The sequence below is a fragment of the Sphingopyxis sp. Root154 genome (genome assembly GCF_001427105.1).
GTDB lineage: Bacteria > Pseudomonadota > Alphaproteobacteria > Sphingomonadales > Sphingomonadaceae > Sphingopyxis.
Map to the genome: position 1 here is coordinate 68,495 of NZ_LMGI01000001.1, position 12,529 is coordinate 81,023.

Here is a 12,529-nt window from a genome sequence, read left to right on the forward strand (position 1 = left end):
TCAATCGCTTTGAACGAGCTTGCAACGAATTCGATCATCGCCGGTTCGCTACGCGTCTAGCGCACAAGAAATTAAAGGAATAACAATTGCTTTAGCCTAGGCTTCTTAGGCAAGGATAGCGTGTGGCGGCCCGCCGCACGCATCATCGCAAAACGGGAATTTTGGTAGTGTCTGAGCGCATATTAACAGTCTTTGGCACTCGCCCCGAGGCGATCAAGATGTTCCCGGTTGTCCATGCGCTACGCTCGCAACCGGGCATTGAAGCGCGCGTCTGCGTGACAGCACAGCATCGCAAAATGCTCGATCAGGTGCTGGAAATCGCGCAGATCACGCCCGATATCGACCTCGATGTGATGACCCCCAACCAGACGCTCGACGCGCTGCTCGCGCGGCTGGTGACGGGCCTCGGCGAAACATTCGACGCCGAAAAACCCGACCGCATCCTTGTCCATGGCGACACATTGACTACGATGGCCGCAACGCTCGCAGCTTATTTCCGCAAAATCCCGGTCGGCCACGTCGAGGCCGGACTGCGAAGTGGGAACATCTATCATCCTTGGCCCGAGGAGGTGAACCGCAAGGTCGCCGGCGCCATCGCCGACCTGCATTTTGCCCCCACAGAAACCGCCGCAGCGGCGCTTCGCGGCGAAAATGTGCCCGCCCACCGCATCCACGTCACCGGCAACACAGTCATCGACGCGCTGCTCGCGACAAGGGCGCGGATCGACGAGGAACCGGCCCTCGCCGCGGGGCTCGATCCGCTTGTCACGCGCTTTGCCGGCAAAAGGATCATCGCCGTCACGTCCCACCGGCGCGAAAATTTCGGCGACGGGATGAAAGCCATCGCCGAAGCGATTGCCGCCATCGCGGCGCGGAGCGATATCGCGGTCGTCTTTCCGGTCCATCCGAACCCGCATGTCCGCAGCGCGATGGAGCCGATCCTCGGCACCTTCGACAATGTGGCGCTGATCGACCCGCTCGATTATCCGCATTTCGTCCGCCTGCTTGCCGCCTCCGAACTCGTGCTGACCGACAGCGGCGGCGTGCAGGAAGAAGCGCCTTCGCTCGGCAAGCCCGTGCTGGTGATGCGCGAAACCACCGAACGCCCCGAAGGCATCGAAGCCGGCACCGCGCGACTTGTCGGAACCGACAAAGCGCGTATTGTTTCCGAAATTTTCAAGCTTTTGGACGACAAGGACGCTTATTCGGCCATGGCCCGTGCGCATAACCCCTTCGGCGACGGCACGGCGGCAAAACGGATTGCGGAGATTGTTGCGCGTGCCCATTGATAGCGAACAGAAGGTTACCGTCCTCGGTCTGGGTTATATCGGCCTGCCTACCGCCGCGCTGATCGCACGCTCGGGTTGCAAGGTCACCGGCGTTGATGTCAGCCAGCACGTCGTCGACACGGTCAACAGCGGCAAGGTTCACATCGAGGAAGTCGATCTCGACGGTCTCGTTCAGGGCGTCGTGTCGCGCGGAACGCTTGTTGCTTCGACCGAGGTCGCCCCCGCAGATACTTTTGTCATCGCGGTGCCGACCCCGCACGACGAAGAGCACCGCCCCGACATCAGCCATGTCCTTTCCGCGGCGCGCGCGATCGCGCCGAAGCTGGAAGCGGGCAATCTGGTCATTCTCGAATCGACCTCGCCCGTCGGCACCACCGAAAAGGTCGCCGCCTTATTCGCCGAGCTTCGACCCGACCTCAAGGTTCCGGGCGCCTGCACCAGCGCGGCCGACATCTTCGTCGCCTACTGCCCCGAGCGCGTACTGCCGGGCCGCATCCTCGTCGAACTCGTCGACAACGACCGCTGCATCGGCGGCATCACCCCGCGCTGCGCGCGCCGTGCGATGACCTTTTATCGTCAGTTCGTCCGCGGCGCCTGCGTCACCACCTCGGCGCGCGCCGCTGAAATGGTGAAGCTGGTTGAAAACAGCTATCGCGACGTCAACATCGCCTTCGCCAACGAGCTGTCGATGATGGCCGAGCATATGGGCGTCGATGTGTGGGAGGTGATCCGCCTCGCTAACCGTCACCCGCGCGTCAACATTCTCCAGCCCGGGCCCGGAGTCGGCGGTCATTGCATCGCAGTCGATCCCTGGTTTCTCGTCCATGGCGCCCCCGACCACAGCCGCCTGATCCGCACCGCGCGCGAAGTGAACCTCGCCAAGACCGCGCACGTCATCGGCGCCACCGAAATGCTCGTGTCGCAGCATCCCGAGGCGCGCGTCGCTTGCCTCGGCCTCGCGTTCAAGCCCAATATCGACGATTTCCGCGAAAGCCCGGCGGTCGAGGTCGCCGCCGCGCTCGCACGCCGCTTCGGCAAGCAGATCGAGATTGTCGAGCCCTATGCGCGCGGCCTACCGATGGAATTTGTCGGCACCGGCGCCGAACTGATCGATCTCGACAGTGCTCTCACCGGCTGTGACGTGCTGATCGTCCTCGTCGATCACGACCTGTTCAAGTCGATCCCGATCGAGGAACGCGGCGACAAGATCGTCTATGACACGCGCGGCCTGTGGCTTGACCAGCCGAACGGCTCCAATGGCAATCGTTTGCATCGGGCCGCCTGACCTTCTTGCTTTTACGCAACGAGGCGGGCGCTATTGCGTTATGAGATGATCTCCGTGATCGTTATCCTGACGCAAGAACGATAGGTTCCAACCTCGCATGCCCGTGCTGACTCGCCTCGAAACCATTGTGGTCGAAAAGCCTTGGGGACGCACCGACATCCCCTCAGATTTTGGCGATTTCGGCGGTCGCCGTATCGGTGAGATATGGTTTGCGCATCCCGGCGGCGCGGATGCGCCGATCATGGTTAAATTCCTCTTCACGTCTGAACGACTGTCAATCCAGGTCCACCCCGACGATGCCGCCGCGCAGGCGGCGGGCTATCCGCGCGGCAAGGAAGAGTGCTGGCTGGTGCTTGACGCGGAGCCTGACGCCGAACTCGGCGTGGGCCTGACTGCTCCGACGACGGGCGAGGCGCTGCGCAACGCCGCACTCGACGGTTCGATCGTCGATATGATCGACTGGCGCGCCGCAAGCGCCGACGACTTCGTTTACAATCAGGCCGGCACGATACACGCGATCGGCGCAGGGCTGACCATCGTCGAGGTGCAGCAAAATGTCGACTGTACCTATCGGCTCTATGATTATGGGCGCCCGCGCGAACTTCACCTCGAAGCTGGGCTCGCCGTATCGGAAACGGCGCCGCGCCCCGATCCGCGCGACGGGCGTATCGCGGCGAACGACAACCGCCTGCTCGTCAACGGGCCGCATTTCCGCCTGCTCCACCTGTCGGGATCCGACGCCGCGGGACTGTTGCCGCAGCATGACGCCGACTTCACCTTCACCCCTCTGTCGCAGGGATGCAGCATATCAGGCGAAGAGGTGAAACTCGGCGAATGCGTCGCGACCGACCGCGCCGACCGCATTGCGCTTGCCCCGGGGGCACGTGCGCTGCTGTGCTGGCCTGCCTACACCCCCTGAAAATCGAGACAACAGATGATCATCCCAGTCATATTATCGGGGGGTTCGGGTACGCGGCTCTGGCCCGTTTCGACCAATAGCGCACCGAAACAGTTCCAGCCGCTGACGGGTAAGGGCAGCATGTTCCTGCAAACGCTAGACCGCGCGGTCGACCGGAGCCGCTTCGCCGCGCCGATGATCGTCTGCGGCCCGGCGCACGTCGCGCATGTCGAGGCAGATCTGTTGGCGGCGGGTGTCACCGACGCACGCATCGTCGTCGAGCCTGCCGCGCGCAACACCGCCCCCGCGATCGCGCTTGCCGCGTGCGCTGCGCTTGCCGAAGATCCCGACGCGACGATCCTCGTCATGCCCGCCGATCATGTCATGACCGACGTACCCGCATTCCTGCGCGCCATCGAGGCCGCGATGCCGGCCGTCGAGGCGGGCGCGCTCGCAACCTTCGGCATTGCGCCATCGCATCCCGAAACCGGCTATGGCTACATCGCCGCCGGTGTTCCGCTCGCCGCGACACCGGGTATCTACGAGGTCCGGCGCTTTGTCGAAAAGCCCCCACGCGACAGGGCAGAGGCGATGCTTGCCGAGGGCGGCCACTATTGGAATGCCGGTATCTTTCTGATGCGTTCCGACCGCTTCCTGGCCGAACTCGAAAGGCAGCAGCCCGCGATCGCGGCGTCCTGCTCGGCAGCGATGGCGAAGATGCGGCAGGACGGCGCCCGCGTCCATCCCGCATCCGATGCCTTTCTTTCCAGCCCGTCGGATTCGATCGACTATGCGGTGATGGAGGGCGCCGAACAGGTGGTCGTCGCCCCGGTCGATCCCGGCTGGTCCGACGTCGGCGGCTGGGCGGCACTGCACGAGCTGGGCGAAAAGGATGAAAGCGGCAATGTTCGCATCGGTGACGTCATCGCGATCGACGCCGAGAATAATTACCTCCGCGCATGCGAAGGAAAGCGCGTGGCCGTCGTCGGCGTTTCCGACATCATTGTCGTCATGCACGGCGACGATATCCTGATCATTCCGCGCGACCGCTCGCAGGAGGTCAAGGCGATCGTCGAATATCTGGCGGCCAACCCATCGCGCTAAAAGGCGCGGCCGCCCCTCCCCTTGCAGCGCGCGAGCCCATCGCCCATATCCTGCGGCATGACCAATCCCCACGCGCAAAGCGCCGCGCCCTGGCACGGAACCACCATCCTCTCCGCCCGCAGCGCCGACAAGGTCGTCATCATCGGCGACGGTCAGGTGTCGATGGGCCAGACGGTGATGAAGCCCAACGCCCGCAAGGTGCGCCGCCTCCACGACGGGAGCGTGATCGGGGGCTTTGCCGGCGCAACCGCAGACGCCTTCACGCTGTTCGAACGCCTCGAAGCGAAGCTCGAGCGGCACAACGGCCAGTTGCTCCGCGCCGCGGTCGAGCTCGCCAAGGACTGGCGCACCGACAAATATCTGCGCAACCTTGAGGCCATGATGATCGTCGCCGACAAGGAGGTCACGCTCGTGATCACCGGCAATGGCGATGTGCTCGAACCGTTGGGCGGGGTCGCCGCGATTGGGTCGGGCGGCAATTTCGCGCTCTCGGCGGCCCGTGCGCTCGTCGACTATGAGAAGGATCCCGCGGTGCTCGTTCGCAAGGCGATGGAAGTCGCCGCCGACATCTGCGTCTACACCAACGACCAGTTCACCCAAGAAATCATCGAAATTCAGGCATAATCACATGAACAAGGATTTGACTCCCAAGGCGATCGTCGCTGCGCTCGATACGCACATCATCGGGCAGGACGCCGCCAAGCGCGCCGTCGCCGTCGCGCTGCGCAATCGCTGGCGCCGCCAGCAGCTGTCCCCCGATCTCCGCGACGAGGTGAGCCCCAAGAACATCCTGATGATCGGGCCCACGGGATGCGGCAAGACCGAGATTTCACGCCGGCTGGCAAAGCTCGCCGATGCGCCGTTCATCAAGGTAGAGGCGACCAAATTCACCGAGGTCGGCTATGTCGGCCGCGACGTCGAGCAGATCGCGCGCGACCTTGTAGAGGAAGCGGTGCGGCTCGAGAAGGAGCGCCGCCGCGAGTCGGTGCGCGCGGCCGCCGAAGAGGCCGCAATGGAGCGCTTGCTCGATGCGCTGACCGGCAAGGGCGCAAGCGAGGCGACGCGCCAGAGTTTTCGCCAGCGCATCCGCGAAGGCCATCTTGACGAGAGCGAAGTCGAAATCGAGGTCGCCGACGCCCAGGGGATGCCGTTCGAACTGCCCGGTCAGCCGGGGCAGATGAGCATGATTAACCTGTCGGACATGCTCGGCAAGGCGATGGGCGGCCTGCCCAAGAAGCGTCGCAAACTGAAGGTCATCGAGGCAGCGACGCGCCTCATCGAAGAAGAGCAGGATAAGCGCCTCGACCAGGACGATGTCGCGCGGATTGCGCTCGCCGATGCGGAAGCGAACGGCATCGTCTTCCTCGACGAAATCGACAAGATCGCGGTCAGCGACGTGCGCGGAGGTTCGGTGAGCCGTGAAGGCGTCCAGCGAGACCTGCTGCCGCTGATCGAGGGCACCACCGTCGCGACCAAATATGGCCCGATGAAGACCGACCATATCCTCTTCATCGCCTCGGGCGCCTTTCATGTCGCCAAGCCGAGCGACCTGCTGCCCGAACTCCAGGGCCGCCTGCCGATCCGCGTCGAACTCGGCGCGCTGACCGAGGAGGATTTCGTGCGGATCCTCAGCGAAACGAAGGCCGGCCTGCCCGAACAATATGTGGCGTTGCTCGGTACCGAAGGCGTGACGCTGAACTTTACGGACGATGCCATCGCGCGCGTCGCGAAGCTTGCGGCCGAGGTCAACGAGAAGGTCGAGAATATCGGCGCGCGCCGCCTGCAGACGATCATGGAGCGGCTGGTCGAAGAAATCAGCTTCACCGCCGAGGACGTTGGCGGCACGACGCTCGAGATCGATGCCGCCTATGTCGAGCGTCAGCTTGCGGAGATCGTCGGCGACACCGACCTCAGCAAATATGTGCTCTGACGTGCTGTTTTTCGGACGGAACTAGATCGTCTTTCTTTTCAGCCGGTCGATTGCCGAACTTCATTTGACTTTGCCGCGCGGTCAATGCGATGACTGCGCGGCACGATCGACATGGGTTGCGGACGATCGGCACCGGAGACAGCAATGGCAGAAGAAGAGGTCGCCACCCAAGGCGAACTGGCGATTACGCGCACGGGTGATCGGCTGCGCCTTGCGCGCGAAGCGGCAGGGCTCTCGCTCGCCGATGTCGCAACGCGGACGCGCATCACCCAGCGTCACTTGACGGCGATCGAAAAGTCCGATTTCTCGGAACTTCCGGGCCGTACTTATGTCACCGGCTTCGCGCGCGCCTACGCCCGCGCCGTCGACCTTCCCGAGGCCGAGATCGGTGCCGCAATTCGCCACGAACTCGAAGAAGACGCCTATGGCTCGCGCCCCCTGTACGAAGCCTATGAACCGACTGATCCGGCGCGGCTGCCCACCGCGCGGCTGACCTGGACACTCGTCATCGTCACGCTGCTGCTCGCGTCGGCGTACGGCGTCTGGCGCTTCCTGTCGGTCGAGCCCGACGAGGCGTTGATTGCCGCGCAGAATCGCGCTGCCGACGCATCGGAGGCGCCGCAGAGCGATGCCGCTGCTACCCCGGCGACCAGGGCCGCAACCGGGCAGTCCGCCGTCGCGGCAAATGCTCCGGTCGTGCTGACGGGGGTTTCTGAAGTCTGGATCGGCTTCGACGACGCGCAAGGCAAGACCGAGAATTGGCGCACGCTCGACGCCGGCGAAACCTATCAAGTTCCGCCGGACTATATTGAAAAGTTCACGCTGCGTACGAGCATCCCGCAGGCGCTCAAGGTCACCGTCGGTGGCCGCGACATCGGCCCGATCGGCCCCGCCGACACGCTGGTCAAGAATGTCTCGCTCAAGCCCTCCGATCTGGTCGCGCGCGCCGAAGGCAATGGCACCGCGGCACCTGCGGCGGGACCACGCCCCAAGGGCTGAACCGCCGATCATTCGGGCCGGCTCGAGCGGCAGTGCACCGAAATGGGTTTGCGCTGCCGTGCTTTGCCGCGTTATGAGCGACGAAATGGTTAATTAGTGGGAACCTAACGGCAGATGATGATGCGTCAGATCACTTTCCTGGGGGCGGCAACGATCGCACTCGCCGCGACGATGCCAGCGGCAGCGCAGGACAACACGGTCGTCAAGCGGGTCGAACGGCTCGAAAAGGAAATGCGCGCCGTCCAGCGGTCGGTCTTTCCCGGCGGTAGCCCGACCTTCTTCGAGGGCGAGATCGCTCCCGACAACACACCCGGCGAGCGCGCCCGCACAAATGCCCCTGTAATCGACCTGACCGCGCGCGTCGATGCGCTCGAATCGCAGCTGCAGGCCCTGACCGGCCAGACCGAACAAAATGCCTTCCAGCTCCGTGAACTCGAGAAGCAGTTCACCGCGTACAAGGCCGAAATGGACAAGCGCTTCGCCGACCCCGCAGTGGAAGCCGCGCCCACCCCGACGCCCGCCAGCCTCGCCCCGACGGTGAAGCCGCCGGCAGCGGCGACCACGGTCGCGGCCACCCCGATGAAGAAGCCCGCCGACAAACCCGCGGCAAAGCCCGCGACCACCGACGCCGCGCGGCTCGCGCTCGTCAAGAAGGTTGAGGTCCCGGCCAGCGGCAACGAAACCAAGGACGCGTACGACTATGGCTATCGCCTGTGGGAAGCGAAGCTCTATCCCGAAGCGCAGGCGCAGCTGAAGACCGTCGTCACCAAATGGCCCAAGAGCAGCCAGGCGAGCTTTGCGCAGAATTTGCTCGGCCGCTCCTATCTCGACGAAGGCAAGCCCAGCCTTGCCGCGGTCGCCTTTTACAATAATTACAAGGATCGCCCGAGCGGCGCACGCGCGCCGCACAGCCTGATGTACATGGGCGTCGCGCTCGACAAGCTCGGCCGCAAGGCCGACGCGTGCAAGGCGTTCCGCGAACTCGACGAAGTCTATGGCGACAAGGCGCCGCAGGATGTCCGGACCGATGCTGCCGCCGCAAAAACAAAAGCAGGTTGCTGACCGCGACGCCGCGGACCGGCTCGCCGGCGATCTCGCCGCGCTCGTCGGGTCCGACTGGCACCGCCTCCACTATGGCGTCGCCGTTTCGGGCGGGCCCGACAGCATGGCGCTGCTCTGGCTGATGGCCTCGCTGCTGCCCGGACAGGTCTGGGCGGCGACGGTCGACCATGGCCTGCGCAAGGGCTCGGACGATGAGGCGCGCATGGTCGCCGGTTTTTGCGAGCGCGAACATATCCCGCATTCGACGCTGCGTCCGCCGACGCCGATCAGGGGATCCCAGCAAGCGGCGGCGCGCACCGAACGCTACCGCCTGCTCGAGCAATGGCGCGAAGCCAAAGCGCTCAAACATATCGTCACGGCGCACCATGCCGACGATCAGTTGGAGACTATCGTCATGCGGCTCAACCGCAGCAGCGGCGTCGGCGGGCTTGCCGCGATCCGCGCGCGCAACGGGGCGATCCTGCGCCCGCTCCTGCACTGGCGGCGCAGCGAACTCGTCCATCTGGCGCTCGAAAACGACCTGCCCTTCGTCGACGATCCGTCGAACAGCGACAATCGCTTCGATCGGGCACGCCTGCGTCATGCCCTTCAGTCGCAGACCGCACTCGACCCTGCCGCCGCGGCGAAATCGGCGGCGTGGCTCGCCGAAGCCGACGAGGCGCTCGACTGGGCGGTCGAGCGCCTGATCGCTTCCTGGCCCGACGCATCGGACATCGCGGTGATCCGCGACGATGGCTATCCGCCCGAGATGTTCCGCCGCATCGTCGCGCAGCGGCTGCGCGCAAACGCACCGCAACTCGTCCTGCGCGGTGCCTCGCTCGACGGCGTGATCGCCGCGATGCACGAAGGGCGGCGAGCGATGGTCGGCGCGCTGCTGATCGATGCGGTACGCGGCCTCGAAGGGACGATCTGGCGCATTTCCGCGGCGCCGCGCCGGAAAGCAGCGAAAAAGGGCTGATTGCCTCATTGTCATTTAACCCGATTATCCTATCTTGTGCGGATAGGAGCGCAGTACCGCGCCGTTGAGGACGAATCCGAATGCAGGACGACAAGGAACCGCAGGGCAATCCCTGGATGAAGAGTGTGATGATCTGGAGCGGCATTCTGCTTGCGATGCTCCTCGTCGCCTCGATGTTCGGCGGCGCTTCGCAGCCTGTCGGCAATCCGCTTGCCTATTCCGAGTTCCGGCAAAAGGTCGAGGAAGGCGCCGTCAAGGATGTCGTGCTGTCCGAAGACAAGGTGACGGGCACGCTGTCGAACGGCGACCGTTTCAGCGCCAACGTCGTGCGCGACCCCGAACTGCTCAAGATGCTCAACGACAATGGCGTAAAATATGACGGAAAAGCGACCGACGCGCCGAATTTCTGGATGTATATGCTCGTCCAGTCGCTGCCCTTCCTGCTGATCCTCGGCATCGCTTTCTTCGTCTTCCGCCAGGTCCAGAAGAACAATGGCTCGGGCGCGATGGGATTCGGCAAGTCGCGCGCCAAGATGCTGACCGAAAAGCAGGGCCGCGTGACCTTTGACGATGTCGCCGGTATCGACGAAGCGCGCGAAGAGCTCGAGGAAATCGTCGAGTTTCTGCGCGATCCGACCAAATTTTCCAAGCTCGGCGGCCAGATTCCGAAGGGCGCACTGCTTGTCGGTTCACCCGGCACGGGCAAGACGTTGCTCGCCCGCGCGATCGCGGGAGAAGCGGGCGTTCCGTTCTTCACCATTTCGGGTTCGGACTTCGTCGAAATGTTCGTCGGTGTTGGCGCATCGCGCGTCCGCGACATGTTCGAACAGGCGAAGCGCAACGCGCCCTGCATCGTGTTCATCGACGAAATCGATGCGGTCGGCCGCCATCGCGGCGCGGGCCTCGGCAACGGGAACGACGAGCGCGAACAGACGCTGAACCAGCTGCTCGTCGAAATGGACGGTTTCGAAGCCAACGAAGGCATCATCATCGTCGCTGCGACCAACCGCCCCGACGTGCTCGATCCCGCGCTGCTGCGTCCGGGCCGCTTCGACCGCCAGGTCGTCGTGCCGCGTCCCGACATCGAGGGCCGCCAGAAGATCCTCGAGGTCCACACGCGCAAAAAGCCGCTCGCACCCGACGTCGATCTCCGCCGCGTCGCGCGCGGGACGCCGGGCTTCTCGGGCGCCGACCTCGCCAACCTTTGCAACGAAGCCGCGCTGCTCGCCGCGCGCAAGGGCAAGCGCCTGATCGCCAACGACGAATTCGAAGAGGCGAAGGACAAAGTCATGATGGGCGCCGAGCGCCGTTCGATGGTCATGACCGAGGACGAGAAGAAGTCGACCGCGTACCACGAGGCCGGTCACGCGCTCGTCTCGCTGCACGTCGATGGCTGCGATCCGCTCCATAAGGTGACGATCATCCCGCGCGGCCGCGCACTGGGCGTAACGTGGAACCTCCCCGAGCGCGACCGCTATTCGACCAATATGAAGCAGATGAAGGCGCGCCTTGCGCTCTGCTTCGGCGGCCGCATCGCCGAACAGCTGATCTACGGCAAGGACGAGCTCAACACCGGCGCGTCGAACGACATCCAGCAGGCGACCGACATGGCGCGTTCGATGGTCATGGAATATGGCATGTCTGAAAAGCTCGGCTGGCTGCGCTATCGTGACAATCAGGACGAGGTGTTCCTCGGCCATAGCGTGTCGCGCGCGCAGAATATGTCTGAAGAGACCGCCAAGCTGATCGATGCCGAAGTCCGGCGCCTCGTCGAGGAAGGCGAAAAGGTCGCGCGCAAGGTGCTGACGGACAATATCGACGAGCTTCACCTGCTCGCCGGTGCCCTCCTCGAATATGAGACGCTGTCGGGCGAGGAATCGAAGCGCGCGATCAAGGGCGAAGACATCGGCCGCGAAGACGATGCCGGCAAGCGCGGCACCCCGGTGTCGGGCCATGCCGGCGGCATCCCGCAGATCAAGCGCAAGCCGCGCCCGTTCGGCGACGCCAATCCCCAGGGCGCCTAGGCTTTTCCGCCTAGCCCCTTCGATTCAGGGACTATTCATTGGCTGAGGGCAAGTTGCGATATATGACCAAACGGACATATGCACGCCTCTTGCCCGCCCTGCTCGCCGCGCCCTTCCTGTGCGCGATGGCACCTGGCGATATGAGCGTCGCGGCGTTCCTCGCGCGCGCAACGTCGCTGGAACGCCTCGGCCCGCTGGCGCTCGCGACCCCGCAAGGAAACCAACTCAAGGGCGAAGTCGTCGCCGCAGGCAAGCGCTATAAGGCACGGATCGATGCCGAGCGCCGCGCCGGTCGCAAGACGACGAGCTGCCCCCCTGAATCGGGGAGCCTGACCCCCGATCAATGGCTGTCCCACCTCCGCAGCTATCCCGTCTCGGCACGCAAGTCGGTCAGCGTCTATTCGGCATTCGATGCGCTGATGAAGAAACGCTATCCCTGCCCCGCTTGATGCGTCAAAGGTGCGACCAGGACCAAAGGAGACGGCGATGATCGGCAAAGCGCGGAATGCCCTGACCTTGGTGGCCCTTCTCGCAGTGGGAGCCCAGCCCGCAGCGGCGCAGGGAACCGGGTCGCTGATCAGCAAGATCGAACTCGAAAAATCGACCCCGTCTTCGGATGGCGAACCGCCGAAAAAGGCCTATGTTGCGCCCGATGTGGTCGTTCCTGGTGACCGCGTCCGCGTCGCGCACACCTTCGCAAACAACGGCGCCGCCCCGGCGGCAGGGCTTAATCTGGTCAATCCGATCCTCGACGGCCTGACGTTCGACGACACGGCCGATACGGCGGGCTTCGGCGTTTCGACCGACGGTGGCAAGACGTTCGGCCCCCTCGCGGCGCCGACGGTGCCCGTCGATGGTGCAGCGCTCCGCCCAGCGACGGCCGCCGATGTGACGCATGTCCGCTGGCTGTGGCCCGACGCGATCGCCCCGGGGCAAAGCCGTTCGGTCGCCTTTTTCGGCCGGGTTCGGTGACCCGCTAA

At 64.4% G+C, this 12,529-nt stretch carries 12 protein-coding genes; all 12 read left to right on the forward strand.

What is annotated here, in order from left to right:
• Nucleotides 1-218 precede the first annotated feature (218 nt).
• On the forward strand, nucleotides 219-1,289 hold the full coding sequence (gene wecB, locus ASD73_RS00295) for a non-hydrolyzing UDP-N-acetylglucosamine 2-epimerase (RefSeq protein WP_056370138.1): 1,071 nt from the start codon (nucleotides 219-221) through the stop codon (nucleotides 1,287-1,289).
• Nucleotides 1,279-2,574, forward strand: coding sequence for a UDP-N-acetyl-D-mannosamine dehydrogenase (gene wecC / locus ASD73_RS00300; RefSeq protein ID WP_056370523.1), 1,296 nt, complete (start codon nucleotides 1,279-1,281; stop codon nucleotides 2,572-2,574). The genes wecB and wecC overlap by 11 nt, the downstream gene beginning before the upstream one ends.
• A gap of 97 nt (nucleotides 2,575-2,671) precedes the next feature.
• Nucleotides 2,672-3,493: a class I mannose-6-phosphate isomerase gene (locus tag ASD73_RS00305; protein WP_235534032.1), complete on the forward strand. Its 822-nt coding sequence runs from the start codon at nucleotides 2,672-2,674 to the stop codon at nucleotides 3,491-3,493.
• A 15-nt stretch (nucleotides 3,494-3,508) separates the two neighbouring features.
• Entirely contained in the window at nucleotides 3,509-4,576 is a 1,068-nt protein-coding gene (locus tag ASD73_RS00310; protein WP_056370136.1) for a mannose-1-phosphate guanylyltransferase/mannose-6-phosphate isomerase, read from the forward strand.
• 57 nt (nucleotides 4,577-4,633) lie between these two features.
• Nucleotides 4,634-5,200: an ATP-dependent protease subunit HslV gene (gene hslV, locus ASD73_RS00315; RefSeq protein WP_056370134.1), complete on the forward strand. Its 567-nt coding sequence runs from the start codon at nucleotides 4,634-4,636 to the stop codon at nucleotides 5,198-5,200.
• A gap of 4 nt (nucleotides 5,201-5,204) precedes the next feature.
• A complete protein-coding gene (gene hslU / locus ASD73_RS00320; RefSeq protein ID WP_056370132.1) occupies nucleotides 5,205-6,506 on the forward strand; it encodes an ATP-dependent protease ATPase subunit HslU in 1,302 nt (433 codons plus the stop codon).
• Nucleotides 6,507-6,650: 144 nt separating this feature from the next.
• On the forward strand, nucleotides 6,651-7,505 hold the full coding sequence (locus tag ASD73_RS00325; protein ID WP_056370131.1) for a helix-turn-helix domain-containing protein: 855 nt from the start codon (nucleotides 6,651-6,653) through the stop codon (nucleotides 7,503-7,505).
• A 114-nt stretch (nucleotides 7,506-7,619) separates the two neighbouring features.
• A complete protein-coding gene (locus ASD73_RS00330) occupies nucleotides 7,620-8,567 on the forward strand; it encodes a tetratricopeptide repeat protein (RefSeq protein ID WP_056370129.1) in 948 nt (315 codons plus the stop codon).
• Nucleotides 8,521-9,525 (forward strand): tRNA lysidine(34) synthetase TilS, encoded by a 1,005-nt coding sequence (tilS, locus tag ASD73_RS00335; protein ID WP_082521261.1) that lies wholly within the window; start codon nucleotides 8,521-8,523, stop codon nucleotides 9,523-9,525. Before ASD73_RS00330 ends, tilS begins: the two co-directional genes overlap by 47 nt.
• An 80-nt stretch (nucleotides 9,526-9,605) precedes the next feature.
• Nucleotides 9,606-11,549, forward strand: a complete 1,944-nt coding sequence (gene ftsH, locus ASD73_RS00340; protein ID WP_056370127.1) for an ATP-dependent zinc metalloprotease FtsH — start codon at nucleotides 9,606-9,608, stop codon at nucleotides 11,547-11,549.
• Nucleotides 11,550-11,611: 62 nt separating this feature from the next.
• A complete protein-coding gene (locus ASD73_RS00345; protein WP_235534035.1) occupies nucleotides 11,612-11,998 on the forward strand; it encodes a hypothetical protein in 387 nt (128 codons plus the stop codon).
• Nucleotides 11,999-12,035: 37 nt separating this feature from the next.
• On the forward strand, nucleotides 12,036-12,521 hold the full coding sequence (locus ASD73_RS00350) for a hypothetical protein (RefSeq protein WP_056370124.1): 486 nt from the start codon (nucleotides 12,036-12,038) through the stop codon (nucleotides 12,519-12,521).
• The last annotated feature ends 8 nt before the right edge of the window (nucleotides 12,522-12,529 follow it).